The 16,034-nt window shown below is 57.9% G+C and carries 16 protein-coding genes; all 16 read right to left on the bottom strand.

The window, feature by feature from the left end; all coding sequences use genetic code 11:
* Window positions 1–111: 111 nt before the first annotated feature.
* The 16 genes from glmU to PLD_RS14945 all read right to left on the bottom strand — a co-directional run bounded on the left by glmU (window position 112) and on the right by PLD_RS14945 (window position 16,011).
* Entirely contained in the window at window positions 112–1,479 is a 1,368-nt protein-coding gene (gene glmU / locus PLD_RS15020; protein WP_159893985.1) for a bifunctional UDP-N-acetylglucosamine diphosphorylase/glucosamine-1-phosphate N-acetyltransferase GlmU, read from the bottom strand.
* Window positions 1,480–1,594: 115 nt separating this feature from the next.
* Window positions 1,595–2,020, bottom strand: a complete 426-nt coding sequence (locus tag PLD_RS15015; RefSeq protein ID WP_011064380.1) for a F0F1 ATP synthase subunit epsilon — start codon at window positions 2,018–2,020, stop codon at window positions 1,595–1,597.
* A 45-nt stretch (window positions 2,021–2,065) separates the two neighbouring features.
* On the bottom strand, window positions 2,066–3,442 hold the full coding sequence (gene atpD / locus PLD_RS15010; protein ID WP_011064381.1) for a F0F1 ATP synthase subunit beta: 1,377 nt from the start codon (window positions 3,440–3,442) through the stop codon (window positions 2,066–2,068).
* 27 nt (window positions 3,443–3,469) lie between these two features.
* Window positions 3,470–4,330: a F0F1 ATP synthase subunit gamma gene (atpG, locus tag PLD_RS15005; protein ID WP_011064382.1), complete on the bottom strand. Its 861-nt coding sequence runs from the start codon at window positions 4,328–4,330 to the stop codon at window positions 3,470–3,472.
* Window positions 4,331–4,380: 50 nt separating this feature from the next.
* Window positions 4,381–5,925, bottom strand: a complete 1,545-nt coding sequence (gene atpA / locus PLD_RS15000; RefSeq protein WP_159893983.1) for a F0F1 ATP synthase subunit alpha — start codon at window positions 5,923–5,925, stop codon at window positions 4,381–4,383.
* Between the two features lie 21 nt (window positions 5,926–5,946).
* Window positions 5,947–6,483 carry a F0F1 ATP synthase subunit delta gene (locus tag PLD_RS14995; protein ID WP_102862413.1) on the bottom strand — a complete coding sequence of 179 codons (537 nt, stop codon included), beginning with the start codon at window positions 6,481–6,483 and terminating at the stop codon, window positions 5,947–5,949.
* A gap of 12 nt (window positions 6,484–6,495) precedes the next feature.
* Entirely contained in the window at window positions 6,496–6,966 is a 471-nt protein-coding gene (locus PLD_RS14990; RefSeq protein WP_011064385.1) for a F0F1 ATP synthase subunit B, read from the bottom strand.
* Between the two features lie 57 nt (window positions 6,967–7,023).
* Entirely contained in the window at window positions 7,024–7,281 is a 258-nt protein-coding gene (gene atpE / locus PLD_RS14985; RefSeq protein ID WP_002555987.1) for a F0F1 ATP synthase subunit C, read from the bottom strand.
* 133 nt (window positions 7,282–7,414) lie between these two features.
* On the bottom strand, window positions 7,415–8,287 hold the full coding sequence (gene atpB, locus PLD_RS14980; RefSeq protein WP_159893981.1) for a F0F1 ATP synthase subunit A: 873 nt from the start codon (window positions 8,285–8,287) through the stop codon (window positions 7,415–7,417).
* Window positions 8,288–8,303: 16 nt separating this feature from the next.
* Window positions 8,304–8,711, bottom strand: a complete 408-nt coding sequence (locus PLD_RS14975) for a F0F1 ATP synthase subunit I (protein ID WP_016964883.1) — start codon at window positions 8,709–8,711, stop codon at window positions 8,304–8,306.
* Window positions 8,712–8,858: 147 nt separating this feature from the next.
* The gene (locus PLD_RS14970) at window positions 8,859–9,731 is read right to left on the bottom strand and encodes a ParB/RepB/Spo0J family partition protein (RefSeq protein WP_159893979.1); all 873 of its coding nucleotides are present in this window, start codon (window positions 9,729–9,731) and stop codon (window positions 8,859–8,861) included.
* A gap of 9 nt (window positions 9,732–9,740) precedes the next feature.
* Window positions 9,741–10,538 (bottom strand): ParA family protein, encoded by a 798-nt coding sequence (locus PLD_RS14965; protein ID WP_159893977.1) that lies wholly within the window; start codon window positions 10,536–10,538, stop codon window positions 9,741–9,743.
* Window positions 10,539–10,556: 18 nt separating this feature from the next.
* Window positions 10,557–11,192 (bottom strand): 16S rRNA (guanine(527)-N(7))-methyltransferase RsmG, encoded by a 636-nt coding sequence (gene rsmG, locus PLD_RS14960; RefSeq protein ID WP_178116224.1) that lies wholly within the window; start codon window positions 11,190–11,192, stop codon window positions 10,557–10,559.
* Window positions 11,193–11,197: 5 nt separating this feature from the next.
* The gene (gene mnmG, locus PLD_RS14955) at window positions 11,198–13,090 is read right to left on the bottom strand and encodes a tRNA uridine-5-carboxymethylaminomethyl(34) synthesis enzyme MnmG (RefSeq protein ID WP_159893973.1); all 1,893 of its coding nucleotides are present in this window, start codon (window positions 13,088–13,090) and stop codon (window positions 11,198–11,200) included.
* Between the two features lie 682 nt (window positions 13,091–13,772).
* On the bottom strand, window positions 13,773–14,594 hold the full coding sequence (locus PLD_RS14950) for a phytanoyl-CoA dioxygenase family protein (protein WP_159893971.1): 822 nt from the start codon (window positions 14,592–14,594) through the stop codon (window positions 13,773–13,775).
* 10 nt (window positions 14,595–14,604) lie between these two features.
* Window positions 14,605–16,011, bottom strand: a complete 1,407-nt coding sequence (locus tag PLD_RS14945; protein WP_159893969.1) for an amino acid permease — start codon at window positions 16,009–16,011, stop codon at window positions 14,605–14,607.
* Between the last annotated feature and the right edge of the window lie 23 nt (window positions 16,012–16,034).

The following is a 16,034-nucleotide window of genomic DNA, read 5'->3' as shown; positions in this document are numbered from 1 at the left end:
CGCAAAAAAACCAGATATCCGCTCAAGAGTTATCCACATCCACGATGTTTTGCATTCGCAGGCAAGCCACTGCTGGAGTGGCTTGCCGACCAATCAGGTCTGTGGATAACCTCAGTCTTTTTTGATCTTCTCCGGCCGTTTCCAGTCGTCGATGTTCTTCTGCCGCGCGCGGCCCACTGCCAACTGGGCCGGTGCTACGTCCTGGGTAATGGTGGAACCGGCTGCCGTGGTGGCTCCAGAAGAGATATCCACAGGCGCCACCAGTGAGTTGTTGGAACCAATGAACACGTCTTCGCCCATGACCGTCTTGTGCTTGTTCACCCCGTCATAGTTGCAGGTGATGGTGCCAGCGCCGATGTTGGTGCGCGCGCCAATCACCGCGTCCCCCAGGTAAGTCAGGTGACCGGCCTTGGCGCCCTGGCCCAGGTGGGCATTCTTCAGTTCGACGAAGTTACCCACATGGGCACGGGCCTCCAGCACAGTGCCGGGACGCAGACGAGCGAACGGGCCGGCATCGCTGCCCTCGCCCAGTACCGCGCCGTCGAGGTGGCTGTTGGCCTTGATCACCACGCCCTTGCGCAGGGTGCTGTCCTTGATCACGCAGTTGGGGCCGATCACCACGTCGTCTTCAATGACCACTTGGCCTTCGAGGATCACGTTGATGTCGATCAGCACGTCGCGACCAACGGTTACCTCGCCACGCACATCGAAACGCGCAGGGTCACGCAGGGTCACGCCCTGGGCCATCAGCCGACGCGCAGCGCGCAACTGGTAGTGACGCTCCAATTCCGCCAATTGCTTGCGATCGTTGGCGCCCTGTACCTCCATGGCGTCGTGGGGTTGCTCGGTGGCGACGATCAGGCCGTCGCTGACTGCCATGGCAATCACGTCAGTGAGGTAATACTCACCCTGGGCGTTGTTGTTGGACAGGCGACCGGTCCAGTCGCCGAGACGCCCGCCGGGAACCGCGAGAATCCCGGTGTTGCCTTCGGTGATCGCGCGTTGGGCTTCGTCGGCGTCCTTCTGCTCGACGATGGCGGTGACCTTGCCACTGGCGTCACGGACGATGCGCCCGTAGCCGGTCGGGTCATCCAGCTCGACGGTGAGCAGGCCCAGTTGCTCCGGCCCCGCTTGCTTGAGCAGGCGCTGCAGAGTCTCGACTTCGATCAGCGGCACGTCGCCGTAGAGGATCAGCACGGTGTCGGCGGTAATGAAGGGGACAGCCTGAGCCACGGCGTGGCCGGTACCGAGCTGTTTGTCCTGCAAGACGAAATTCAAATCATCGGCCACCAGGCGCTCACGCACCGCATCCGCGCCGTGGCCGATCACCACGTGAATGCGCTGTGGATCAAGCTGCCGGGCGCTGTGGATAACATGCCCGAGCATGGAGTTGCCGGCGACCGGGTGAAGCACCTTGGGCAACGCCGAACGCATGCGAGTGCCTTGGCCTGCGGCGAGGATAACGATTTCGAGAGACATGACTGGCTACCAATCCTGGAAGGTCAAACTGCGACCAAGAGGGGGGTGAATGGCGGAAAATAAAAAGGGTAGCCGAGGCTACCCTTTCTAATCAATCGCACAGAAAGCCTGCGGCTTAGCCGCCGAACTTCTTGCGGATCTGCTGGACGGTGCGCAGCTGAGCTGCGGCCTCGGCCAGACGTGCAGCAGCAGAGCCGTAGTCGAAATCTGCGCCTTTTTCATTCAGGGCCTTCTCAGCAGCCTTGACGGCTTCCTGAGCGGAGGCTTCGTCCAGGTCGGCAGCACGTTGCACGGTGTCGGCAAGAACCTTGACCATGTTCGGCTGAACCTCGAGGAAACCACCGGAGATGTAGAACACCTCGGCTTCCCCGCCCTGCTTGATCAAGCGGATCGGACCTGGCTTCAGGTTGGTGATCAGCGGTGCGTGACCTAGAGCGATACCAAGATCACCCAGTTCACCGTGCGCAACCACCATCTCCACCAGACCGGAGAAAATTTCCCCTTCCGCGCTGACGATATCGCAATGGACTGTCATAGCCATCTGCTTGCCTCAACCTAAATTAGCGCCCGTTGCCGGGCGCTGGGATTACAGTTTCTTGGCTTTCTCGATCGCTTCGTCGATGCCGCCGACCATGTAGAACGCTTGTTCTGGCAGGTGGTCGTAGTCACCGTTGAGGATGCCTTTGAAGCCAGCGATGGTGTCTTTCAGGGAAACGTATTTACCTGGAGAACCCGTGAAGACTTCAGCCACGAAGAACGGCTGCGACAAGAAGCGCTGGATCTTACGAGCGCGGGATACCAACTGCTTGTCGGTTTCCGACAGCTCGTCCATACCCAGGATCGCAATAATGTCCTTCAGCTCTTTGTAACGCTGCAGTACGTACTGAACGCCGCGAGCGGTCTCGTAGTGCTCGTTGCCGATCACGTTCGGGTCCAGCTGACGGGAAGTCGAGTCCAGTGGGTCTACCGCTGGGTAGATACCCAGGGAAGCGATGTCACGGGACAGAACGACGGTGGCGTCCAAGTGGGCGAAAGTGGTCGCTGGCGACGGGTCGGTCAAGTCGTCCGCAGGTACGTATACCGCTTGGATCGAGGTGATCGAGCCTTGTTTGGTCGAAGTGATACGTTCTTGCAGAACGCCCATCTCTTCAGCCAGGGTCGGCTGGTAGCCTACTGCGGAAGGCATACGGCCCAGCAGTGCGGACACCTCGGTACCGGCCAGGGTGTAACGGTAGATGTTGTCGACGAACAACAGAACGTCGTTACCTTCGTCACGGAACTTCTCGGCCATGGTCAGGCCGGTCAGTGCTACGCGCAGACGGTTTCCTGGTGGCTCGTTCATCTGGCCGTAGACCAGAGCAACCTTGTCCAGAACGTTGGAATCCTTCATCTCGTGGTAGAAGTCGTTACCCTCACGAGTACGCTCACCCACACCGGCGAACACGGAATAACCGCTGTGCTCGATGGCGATGTTACGGATCAGTTCCATCATGTTGACGGTCTTGCCTACACCGGCACCACCGAACAGACCGACTTTACCGCCCTTGGCGAACGGGCAAACCAGGTCGATTACCTTGATCCCGGTTTCCAGCAGGTCGTTGCCGCCTGCCTGTTCTGCGAAGGAAGGTGCTGGACGGTGGATGCCCCAACGCTCTTCTTCACCGATAGGACCGGCTTCGTCGATTGGGTTGCCCAGTACGTCCATGATCCGGCCCAGGGTCGCTTTACCGACCGGTACGGAGATGGCTGCGCCAGTGTTGTTGACGTCCAGACCGCGCTTCAAGCCTTCGGTGGAGCCCATCGCAATGGTACGCACCACGCCGTCGCCCAGCTGCTGCTGAACTTCCAGAGTGGTTTCGGCGCCTTGAACCTTCAAGGCGTCGTAGATGCTCGGTACGCTGTCGCGTGGAAATTCCACGTCGATAACGGCGCCGATGATTTGAACGATACGTCCGCTACTCATAGCTGGATCCTCTGAATATTTGAACCGTTAAACCGCGGCAGCGCCGCCGACGATTTCCGAGATCTCTTGGGTGATCGCAGCCTGACGCGCCTTGTTGTAGATCAGCTGCAAATCGCTGATCAAATCACCGGCGTTGTCGGTAGCGTTCTTCATTGCGATCATCCGCGCGGCTTGTTCAGCTGCGTTGTTCTCGACCACCGCCTGGTAGACCTGCGACTCCACGTAACGGACCATCAAGCCGTCCAGCAGCTCCTTGGCATCCGGTTCGTAGAGGTAGTCCCAGTGGTGCTTGAGTTCTTGATCCGGGGTGGCCTCCAGTGGAATCAACTGCTCCACGGTCGGCTGCTGGGTCATGGTGTTGATGAACTTGTTGGATACCACGGACAGGCGGTCAATCCGGCCTTCCAGGTACGCATCCAGCATCACCTTGACACTGCCGATCAGGTCATTGATCGACGGCTCTTCACCCAGATGGCTGATAGCTGCAACGACGTTACCGCCGAAGTTGCGGAAGAAGGCCGCACCCTTGCTACCGACCACACACAGATCGATCTCGACGCCTTGTTCGCGGTTTACCGCCATGTCCTTGACCAGGGCCTTGAACAGGTTGGTGTTCAAGCCACCACACAGACCACGGTCACTGCTCACCACAACGTAACCGACGCGCTTGATAGCACGGTCGATCATGAACGGGTGACGATATTCCGGGTTGGCGTTGGCCAGATGACCAATAACCTGGCGGATGCGCTCCGCATAAGGACGGCTAGCAGCCATGCGCATTTGTGCCTTGCGCATTTTGCTGACCGCCACTTTTTCCATGGCGCTGGTAATTTTTTGCGTGCTTTTGATGCTCGCAATCTTACTGCGAATCTCTTTTGCGCCTGCCATGTAACACCTATCAGGTTAGCAAGCGGGAGCCTTGCGGCTCCCGCTGCGGCTTACCAGGTTTGGGTGGCTTTGAACTTCTCGATACCGGCTTTCAGGCCAGCGTCGATTTCGTCATTGAAGTCACCCTTCACGTTGATCTTCGCCATCAGGTCGGCGTGATCGCGGTTGAAGTAAGCAATCATGGCCTGTTCGAAGCTACCAACTTTGGCAATCTCGACGTCCGACAGGAAGCCACGTTCAGCGGCGTACAGGGACAAGGACATGTCGGCGATGGACATCGGCGCATATTGCTTCTGCTTCATCAGCTCGGTAACGCGCTGACCATGCTCAAGTTGCTTACGGGTCGCTTCGTCCAGGTCAGAAGCGAACTGGGCGAATGCCGCCAGTTCACGGTACTGAGCCAGAGCGGTACGGATACCACCGGAGAGCTTCTTGATGATCTTGGTCTGAGCGGCACCACCCACACGGGATACCGAAACACCGGCGTTCACAGCCGGACGGATGCCGGAGTTGAACATGGCCGATTCCAGGAAGATCTGACCGTCGGTGATGGAAATCACGTTGGTCGGAACGAACGCGGAAACGTCGCCAGCCTGGGTTTCGATGATCGGCAGAGCGGTCAGGGAACCGGTCTTGCCAGTCACTGCGCCGTTGGTGAACTTCTCTACGTACTCTTCGGAAACGCGGGATGCGCGCTCCAGCAGACGGGAGTGGAGATAGAACACGTCACCTGGGTAGGCTTCACGGCCTGGTGGACGGCGCAGCAGCAGGGAAATCTGGCGGTAAGCCACTGCTTGCTTGGACAGATCGTCATAAACGATCAGCGCGTCTTCACCGCGGTCGCGGAAGAATTCGCCCATGGTGCAACCGGAGTACGGTGCCAGGAACTGCAGTGCCGCCGATTCGGAAGCACTGGCAGCAACGATGATGGTGTTAGCCAGGGCACCGTTTTCTTCCAGCTTGCGAACCACGTTGGCGATGGTCGATTGCTTCTGACCGATCGCTACGTAGACGCAGAAAATGCCGCTGTCTTTCTGGTTGATGATCGCGTCGATCGCCAGAGCGGTCTTACCGATCTGACGGTCACCGATGATCAGCTCACGCTGGCCACGGCCGACAGGGATCATGGCATCGACCGCCTTGTAGCCAGTCTGTACAGGCTGGTCTACCGACTTACGCCAGATCACGCCTGGAGCAACTTTCTCGACCGCGTCGGTCTCGGTGTTGTTCAGCGGACCTTTGCCGTCAACTGGGTTACCCAGTGCGTCGACTACGCGACCCAGCAGTTCCTTACCAACCGGAACTTCGAGGATGCGGCCGGTGCACTTGGCGCTCATGCCTTCAGCCAGACTGGTGTACGCGCCCAATACAACGGCACCTACGGAGTCTTGCTCCAGGTTGAGGGCCATACCGTAGACGCCGCCCGGAAACTCGATCATCTCGCCGTACATGACGTCGGCCAGACCGTGAATCCGCACGATGCCGTCAGATACGCTGACGACAGTGCCTTCGTTACGGGCTTGGGAGGTCACATCGAGCTTGTCGATGCGGCCCTTGATAATTTCACTTATTTCGGAAGGATTGAGTTGCTGCATTGCTCTGCTGCCCCTTCAAACTCAAGATTTCAATGCTTCGGCAAGGTTCGCGAGTTTGCCGCGAATCGAGCCATCGATAACCAGGTCGCCGGCGCGGATTACGACGCCACCAATAAGGCTGGCATCCTCCGCAGCGTGCAGTCGCACTTCCCGGCCGAGCCGTGCACTGAGAACCTTGGCGAGTTTGTCTTGCTGTTCTTGGTTCAATGCGAACGCACTGGTTACATCCACATCCACCGATTTTTCTTGCTCGGCCTTGTACAGGTCGAACAGAGCGGCGATCTCCGGCAACAGCAGGAGACGGTCGTTCTCGGCGGCAACGTGAATGAAATTCTGTGCCTGTGCATCAAACTTGTCGCCACACACTTCGATAAAAGTGTTGGCCTTTTCTGCGCTCGTCAGTCGCGGGGCCTTAAGCACGCGCTGCATGGTGTCATCTTGTGACACCGCTGCAGCCAGGCCGAGCATGGCTGACCAAGAGGCCAGCTGCTGGTGGGCCTGAGCGTGCTCGAAGGCCGCCTTAGCGTAAGGTCGGGCCAACGTGGTCAGTTCTGCCATGATCGCCCTCGCTTAAATTTCAGCAGCCAGTTTGTTAACCAGCTCTGCGTGCGCGTTTTGATCGATTGTGGCACCCAGGATCTTCTCTGCGCCGTTGACTGCCAGGCTACCCAGTTGGGCACGCAGCGCGTCTTTGACACCGTTCAGTTCCTGTTCGATCTCGGCCTGAGCCTGAGCCTTCACACGTTCAGCTTCGACACGAGCCTGTTCACGGGCTTCGTCGACGATCTGAGAACCGCGCTTCTTGGCTTGCTCAATGATTTCAGCTGCCTGAGCTTTTGCTTCGCGCAGTTGCTGACCCGCTTTATCTTGGGCCAGTTCCAGGTCACGAGCTGCTCGGCTGGCAGCGTCCAGTCCATCCGCGATCTTCTTTTGACGTTCGTGCAAAGCAGCAATGACCGGAGGCCAAATGAACTTCATGCAGAACAGTACAAAAATTAAGAACGCAACGGACTGGCCAATCAGGGTTGCATTAATGTTCACGCCAACACCTCGCTCGTTCGTTGTCCGTCACACCAATCAACTCGAATACTCGAGTGATTAACCAGCGAGTTGACCAACGAAGGGGTTTGCGAAGGTGAAGAACAGAGCGATACCAACACCGATCATGGTTACGGCGTCGAGCAGACCGGCAACGATGAACATTTTAACTTGCAGCATTGGAACCATTTCTGGCTGACGCGCAGCGCCTTCCAGGAATTTGCCGCCCAGCAGGCCGAAACCAATTGCGGTACCCAGTGCGCCCAGGCCGATCAACAGTGCAACAGCGATAGCGGTTAGACCAACTACAGTTTCCATCTTTCCTCCCGACTTTTACGTCGTATGGTTTAGGTTTTTTAGATTAAAGCGGTAAAACAAATCGTTTCATCAAGCCCGAAAAGGGCCACCTCTCGCCGCAACGAGAGGGACATCAGACTAGTCGAGACTGGTCTTAATGATTTTCTTCGTGTGCCATCGACAGGTAGACGATGGTCAGCATCATGAAGATAAAGGCCTGCAGGGTGATGATCAGGATGTGGAACACAGCCCACGCCCATTGCAGAACGACACCCATGCCGCTGAGCCACAGCAGACCGCTGCCGAACATCACAGCGATCAGGATGAACACCAGTTCGCCGGCATACATGTTGCCGAACAGACGCAGTGCCAGAGAGATCGGCTTGGCAATCAAGGTCACGAATTCCAGCAGGAAGTTCACTGGAATCAGCAGCGCCTGAACCAGGATGTTCTTGCTGCCGAACGGATGCAGGGTCAGCTCGCCGATGAAACCGCCGATGCCCTTGATCTTGATGCTGTAGAAAATGATCAACGCGAACACCGACAGCGCCATGCCCAAAGTGGCATTCGGGTCAGTGGTGGAAACCGCGCGGAATGGAATGTGCTGATCGCCGGAGATCAACATGGCCAACTGAGGAATCCAGTCAACCGGCACCAGGTCGATGGCGTTCATCAGGAACACCCAGACGAAAATGGTCAGAGCCAGCGGCGCAATTACCGGGCTGCGGCCGTGGAAGCTGTCCTTCACGCTGCCATCGACGAAGCCAACCATGACTTCAACGAAGTTCTGCAAAGCGCCCGGCACACCGGAAGTCGCCTTCTTGGCCGCCATGCGGAACAGAAGAATGAAGATCACACCCAGTGCGACAGACCAGCCGAGGGTATCGACGTGGAATGCCCAGAAGCCCATTTCCTTGGCTTCTGCTGCGGAGTGGGCAAAGCCCCAGCTCCCATTGGGTAGCTGACCGAAGGTCAGGTTCTGCAAGTGGTGCTGGATATAGCCCGAAGCGGTTGTTTCTGCTGACATGGTTGCCTCAAACGCCCTAAGGTCTCGAAAGTCTTGTTCTCATAAGCAGGGGAGCGAACCAGCTGACCAGTTGGGTCAACACGAAGACGCCGAATACAGCCAGCGGCGCCAATGGCTTCACACCTGCAAACGTCAGTGCAAACAGCACCGCAGTCAAAATCAGTTTGCCCGCCTCGCCGGCATAAAAAGACCGGACTATGGCTTGGGCCGCTCGGGCGCCGGAAAACCGAAATGCCCTGTGAGCGAAATACACATTGGGTAGCAAGGCTATCAGCCCTCCGCAGAGGCCTGAGTATCCGGCTACGACTCCACGCCATTGCCAGAGCGCCAGAGCGGCTATCAGTAAAATGACCAACTGAGCCAATAGAACTGGAAAAACCGCCAAACGATGAAACGGCAAGCGGTTTGGCGTGCGGGTTTCCATCGCTTTGCTCCTCAAGGGTCGGCTGCCAGAATTCAATAACTTGGCATAATTTGTGCCGACAAAATGCGCGCAGAGTATAGGGGCGGTTCAGCCCCTATTCAACTGCCGGGTAGTGATTTCCGACTGCACGCTACATGAGGAAATGTTTCAACGGATGTGGGCGAGAACACCCTGCAGCTCATCCAGGGAGTTATAGCCAATCACCAACTGGCCTTTCCCCTTCTTCCCGTGGCGGATCTGCACCGCAGAGCCTAGGCGCTCGGCCAGACGCTGCTCAAGGCGGGCGATGTCCGGATCTGGCTTGACCGGTTCAGCAGGCTCCTGTTTTCCACTCAGCCACTGGCGAACCAGAGCCTCGGTCTGGCGCACGGTGAGGCCTCGTGCGACAACATGTCGCGCCCCTTCAACCTGTTGATTTTCCGGTAATCCGAGCAAGGCACGGGCATGACCCATTTCCAGGTCGCCGTGGGACAGCATGGTCTTGATCACCTCAGGCAGCGCGATCAAACGCAGCAGGTTCGCCACACTGACACGGGACTTGCCCACCGCCTCGGCCACCTGCTGCTGAGTCAGCTGGAACTCCTGCTGCAGACGCTGCAGGGCCACCGCTTCCTCAATGGGGTTGAGGTCTTCGCGCTGGATGTTCTCGATCAGCGCCATGGCAATGGCGGTCTCATCCGGCACGTCACGAACCATGGCAGGAATGGTTTCCTGGCCCGCCTGCTGACTGGCGCGCCAGCGGCGTTCGCCCGCAATGATTTCAAAACGACCGGCGCCGATGGGGCGCACCACGATCGGCTGCATCACGCCTTGGCTTTTGATTGAGCTCGCCAGTTCTTCCAATGCCTGGGGATCCATGTCACGGCGCGGCTGATACTTGCCGCGCTGGATCAGATCCAGCGGCAAGTGTTGCAGTTCACGCTGATCGGCTTGCACGGCTTGTTCTTCCAGGGCACTGACAGTCGGACCACTCAACAGTGCATCCAGTCCACGTCCGAGACCTCGTTTCTTGACGGCCATGGGGATTCCTTAAGTTGGCTGGGCGGCTGCGACGCGGGATTGTTTACGTTGTCGGCGAACCATCTCGCCCGCCAGGGCCAGGTAGGCCAGCGCGCCACGGGATTGTTTGTCGTACGCCAATGCCGGCATACCGTAACTCGGCGCCTCGGCCAAACGGATGTTGCGCGGAATCACGGTGTCGTAGAGCTGATCACCAAAGTGCTCCTTGAGCTGTGCGGAAACATCGTTCATCAGGCTCAACCGCGGATCGAACATGGTCCGCAGCAAGCCTTCGATCTTGAGCTGCGGATTGAGCAGTTCAGCAATGCGCTTGATGTTATCCACAAGGTCGCTCAAGCCTTCCAGCGCGTAGTACTCGCACTGCATGGGGATAATCACCCCATCGGCGGCCACCAGGGCATTGAGGGTGAGCATCGACAGCGACGGCGGGCAGTCGATCAGGATGTAATCGTAGTTCTCACGGATCGGCGCCAGGGCGCTGCGCAGACGGCTTTCCTTCATCTGCATTTCCAGCAACACCACTTCCGCGGCAGTCAGGTCGCGGTTGGCCGGCAGCAATTGATAACCACCGTGCTCGGAGAAGTGCATGGCCTGGGCCAGGTCGCATTCGCCGATCAACAGGTCATAGACCGAGTTTTCCAAACCGTGTTTATCCACACCGCTACCCATGGTGGCGTTGCCCTGTGGATCAAGATCGATCAACAGCACCCGGCGCTTGGTCGCTACCAGGGATGCCGCGAGGTTGATGCAGGTGGTGGTCTTGCCCACGCCACCTTTCTGGTTCGCTATCGCGAATACCTTAGCCATTCTTGCTTGTGTTCCCAATCATGCCGTGCGGCGCAGTATCAGCAGATGGCGTTGGCCTTGGCAACCGGGTACAGCCAAGGCGTGTTCGCTATCAAGGTGGAAGTCTGCCGGCAATGCTAACAGCTCATCAGAGGGATGGACGCCCTTCATTGCCAGCCAGCGTGTATCGCAGTCGCCCAGGTGGCGGGTCCAGCCGGTGAAGTTCTCCATGCTGCTGAACGCCCGGGAAATGATCCCTGTGAATGGCTGTTCAGGGGTGAAGGCCTCGACCCGACTGTGGATAACTTGCAGGTTATCCAGTTTGAGTTCGAGTTTGACCTGAGTCAGGAAGCGGGTTTTCTTGCCATTGCTGTCCAGGCAGGTGACTTGCGACTCGGGAAACAGGATTGCCAGAGGGATACCGGGCATCCCGCCGCCGCTGCCAACATCCAGCCAGCGGCCGTTTTCGATGAACGACATCACGCTCAGGCTGTCGAGCAGATGGCGAGAGACCATTTCGTCCGGATCGCGCACCGCAGTCAGGTTGTAAGCCTTGTTCCACTTGATCAACAGGGCCAGGTAACCCAGCAACAGTTCGTGCTGGGTGGTGCTCAGATTGACACCGAGCTGACGTGCACCTGTGGATAACTCGTCCGCGTGTTGCGAAGTGACCATTGAACTCAAGCGCTTTGCTCCAACTGACGGCCCGCGCCGCGTTTTTTCAAGTGAATCATCAACAGGGAAATCGCTGCCGGAGTCACGCCGGGGATCCGCGAGGCCTGGCCCAGGGTTTCCGGCCGGGTCGCACCGAGCTTGCTCTGGATTTCCTTCGACAGCCCGGAAATGCCGGTGTAATCGATATCCACAGGGAGTTTGGTGTCTTCACTGGCGCGCAGACGGGCAATTTCGTCCTGCTGACGATCGATGTAACCGGCGTATTTGGTCTTGATCTCGACCTGTTCCGCGACCTGCGGATCTTCTGCGCCCTGCCCGGTCACTTCGACCAGACCAGCGTAGTCGATTTCCGGGCGACTCAGCAGGTTCAGCAGGTTGTACTCATGGGTCAGCGGTGTGCCGAATTTTTGCGCAATGGCATCGCCCTGATCGGTGCCCGGGCGAACCCAGGTGGACTTCAAGCGCTGCTCTTCTTGGGCAATGCCCTCACGCTTCTTGCAGAACGCGGCCCAGCGCAGGTCATCCACCAACCCCAGCTCGCGACCTTTTTCGGTCAGCCGCAGGTCGGCGTTGTCTTCACGCAGGATCAAGCGGTATTCCGCCCGGGATGTGAACATCCGGTAGGGTTCCTGGGTGCCCAGGGTGATCAGGTCGTCAACCAATACGCCGATGTATGCTTCATCGCGACGCGGGCACCAGCTGTCTTTGCCCTGAGCACGCAGCGCAGCGTTGGCCCCGGCCAGCAACCCCTGGGCACCGGCCTCTTCGTAACCGGTAGTACCGTTGATCTGGCCTGCGAAGAACAGACCAGCGACCACCTTGGTTTCCAGGCTGTACTTCAAGTCTCGGGGATCGAAATAGTCGTACTCGATGGCATAACCAGGGCGCACGATATGGGCGTTTTCCATGCCTCGGATCGATTGCACGATCTGCAACTGCACGTCGAACGGCAAGGATGTGGATATACCGTTCGGATAAAGCTCGTGAGTGGTCAGGCCCTCAGGTTCGATGAACACCTGATGGCTTTCCTTGTCGGCAAAGCGATGGATCTTGTCTTCGATCGAGGGGCAGTAACGCGGGCCGATGCCTTCGATGACCCCGGAATACATCGGTGAACGATCAAGGTTCGAGGCGATGATTTCGTGGGTGCGGGCGTTGGTGTGAGTAATCCAGCAACTGACCTGTTGTGGATGCTGTTCTTTCGAGCCCAGGAACGACATCACCGGAATCGGTGTATCCCCAGGCTGTTCGGTCATGACCGAGAAATCCACAGAACGGCCATCGATACGCGGTGGCGTACCGGTTTTCAAGCGGCCGACACGCAACGGTAGTTCCCGCAGACGTTGCGCCAGGGCAATCGAGGGCGGATCACCGGCGCGGCCACCGGAATAGTTCTGCATGCCAATGTGGATAAGTCCACCGAGGAAGGTTCCAGTGGTCAGCACCACGGATTCCGCAAAGAAACGCAGGCCCATCTGAGTCACAACGCCGCGGACTTGATCCTGTTCAACGATCAGGTCATCAGCGGCTTGTTGAAATATCCACAGGTTGGGCTGGTTCTCAAGAATCTCGCGAACCGCAGCCTTATACAGAATGCGGTCGGCCTGAGCGCGGGTAGCGCGCACGGCTGGGCCTTTACGGCTGTTCAACACGCGGAACTGAATGCCGCCTTTATCGGTAGCCATGGCCATCGCGCCGCCCAGGGCATCGATTTCCTTGACCAGATGGCTTTTGCCAATGCCGCCAATCGCGGGATTGCAGCTCATGGCACCGAGGGTTTCCACGTTATGCGTCAGCAACAGGGTTTTTGCCCCCATGCGTGCTGATGCAAGTGCTGCCTCGGTACCGGCATGACCGCCGCCGATGACGATCACTTCAAAACGGGAAGGGAAATCCACCACGCACCTCGTGCCTGCTTCAAGTAGGAGTAATTAGGAGTAGTTGTCGGGTTGGTTTTTGGACCAAGGCGGCAAGTATAGGGACTTCGACCTTTCTAAAGAACCCTTTGCACAAAATTTAACCAGCTGTGGATGACTGGCGGACAATAGAAATTAAAAGAGAGAAATTTATTAAATCTTTGTTTTTATGTTTATTCTTATGCACATGCCTTTCTGTGGATAGATCTCTACAGGCCTTTATATTCAATGTGTACAGAGGTTTTAAACTCTGTGGTTAGGTGCCAATGAGGCCCTTGGATAAGCGCTTTAAACCTGTGGATGAATGGGGTGGTTATCCACAGACATGGTTTTCCTCAGCTTTGAAGCCAGGTTATCAACTGAGCTGAAGGGCAGTTATTCACAGGGCTTAATTCACAGAAGTCATCCGCTCTGGCTGAAAAACGCCCACGCCGAATGGCTTCGCGGGAATCGATTCCGGCAAAGCTTCAGTCAAAAGACGTCAGATAAACGAGGCAGACAGGTCGTCTTTGACCTGTCTGTGGATAATCGATCGGTAAGGGGGCGCCGCTGTCAGGGAAGGTCTATCGGTGATGCCTGATGTTTAAGCCCGAACACCATGGACTCTTGTACCGTCGGGTTGTTTGTCCACAGCGCCCCGAGCCGAACAGTGGATAACGTTTGCTCAGGCCTGCTGCCGAGGCCAGATCTGTGGAAATAGCTCATGCTGCAGAGGCGCGCCGGCTGGCAGTTGCTCGCTCAAGCCGGGGAACTCGGGAGAGGTTCGCCAGGGCCTTGGTGTATGTCGCATGTCCTCGCCCAGAAAACGTAGGGAAAAGGCACGCCGCCGCCGATCTCCACCGACACCACCGGCTGCATGCAAGGTCAGCATGTGGAAAAACACTGCATCCCCGGGCTGCAGGTCCCAGCCAAGAATGCTCCACGCGGCTCGATCGGCCTCAATATCCGGTAGATCCGCCAAACTGCCTTCCGGAAACCATTTGGCCTGGTTGTCCATAAAGGTTCGCGGCATCAGCCAGGGCCCCTGGTGCGAGCCGGCGATAAACTCCAGGGTCGACTCCCGCGCAACTGGGTCCACGGGCATCCACATGCTGCAGTTCTGCTGCCCTTCAACGTTGTAGTAAGGCTGATCCTGGTGCCAGGGCGTGCGCTGTCGGGTATTGGGTTCCTTGACCAGCAGATGGTCGTGATAAAGCCTGACGTGTTCACTGCCCATCAACTGGGCTGCCACATGGCCAACTCGGCTCTCGAAGATGAACCGCCGATAGGCCGAGTTCTCCTGCCAGTTGCAGAAATCCTCGAAAAACCAGCCTGGATCGTCTGGTTGGCTGGCGACCTTGGCCCGCTCGCTGGGGTGCGCCAGATTGTGTTCGATACCCAGCTCCAACAGCCCCACTTCATCTGCGCTGAACAACTGACGAATGCAGATCGCACCGTCGCGCTGGAAGGCTTCTACTGTGGCAGGCGGCAACTCGAATGTTCGCATGGACGTATCCCTATTCATGAGCTTCAAGGCAGGGCTCGGTCCTCCCCCTGTGCAACGCGTCCGGTCTGATCCAGATCCAGTAGGCCAGCGACAGCAGTGCCAGCCAGCCCACTCCCACATACAACGCCAGCCGGGTATCAGGAAAGGCACCCAGCACCACGAATACAAACAGCATGAAGACCACCGCGCACATCTGCCCGACGTTGCCCAGGGGCACTGGAAAGTGCAGCGCTTCGATCTCGCTCTGGCTCATGCTGCGGCGCATGGCCATTTGCGACAGCAGGATCATCAACCAGACCCAGACCACCGAAAAGGTCACCAACGAAGCAAAGATCAGGAACAGTTCCTGCGGGATCCAGTAGTTCAGCAGTACTCCCAGCAACAACGCCACGGACATCACGAGCACAGTCATCCAGGGCACGCCGAACCGTGACGTACTGGCAAACACCGCCGGCGCCTGACCAATGGCCGCCATGCCGTACATCATGCGTCCAGCACTGAAGATATCGCTGTTGATGGCCGAGACCACGGCGGAAATCACCACGATGTTCAGCACCGTGGCCGCCGAATCTATTCCCAGGCTGCTGAAGATCTGCACGAACGGGCTGCCCTGGTTACCGATGCTCCACCAGGGGGCCAGCGTCAACAGGATCAGCAAGGTGAGCACGTAGAAGATCAAGATGCGCAGTGGGACCGAGTTGATGGCCTTGGGGATCATGCGTTGCGGATCCTTGGCCTCGCCGGCAGTAATGCCTATGACTTCGATTCCGCCAAAAGCGAACATGACAATGGTGAAGGAGGCGATCATGCCCTCGACACCATTCGGGAAAAAACCGCCGTACTCCCAGAGATTGCCCAGCCCCCCACGGCGTTGTTCGTCTCCGAGCTGGATGCCGAAGAACAGCAGGGTAAAGCCGCCGACGATCATGGCCACGATGGCACCAACCTTGAGCAGCGACAGCCAGAACTCCAGCTCGCCGAACACCCGGACGCTGCACAGGTTCAAGGCGCCGATTCCCAGGACGATGCTCAGTACCCAGATCCACCTGGGGGTTTCGGGAAACCAAAGGCCCATGTAGACGCCAAAGGCGGTGACGTCCGCCAGGCATACCATGAGCATCGAGAAGGCGTAGCTCCAGCCGGTCAGGAAACCCGGGAAACGCCCCAGGTAGGTGCTGGCGTATTGTCCGAAGGAGCCGGAAACCGGCGTCCTCACCGCCATCTCCCCCAGGGCACGCATGGTCAGGTAGATGGCTGCGCCGCCAAGCAGGTATGCCAGCAGGACCGAGGGTCCGGCTTTCTGGATCGCGGCCGCCGAACCGTAGAAAAGGCCTGTGCCGATGGCAGAACCCAACGCAATGAAGCGGATATGCCGGGTACTCAAGCCACGGTGCAATGCAGAATTCGCGCTAGCCATTTCTACTCCTTGAATGCCTGGCT

This window comes from Pseudomonas sp. LD120 (assembly GCF_009861525.1).
Taxonomy (GTDB): Bacteria; Pseudomonadota; Gammaproteobacteria; order Pseudomonadales; family Pseudomonadaceae; genus Aquipseudomonas.
Note: the sequence above shows the minus strand (reverse complement) of the source record. Positions and strands in the feature narration are given on the sequence as shown.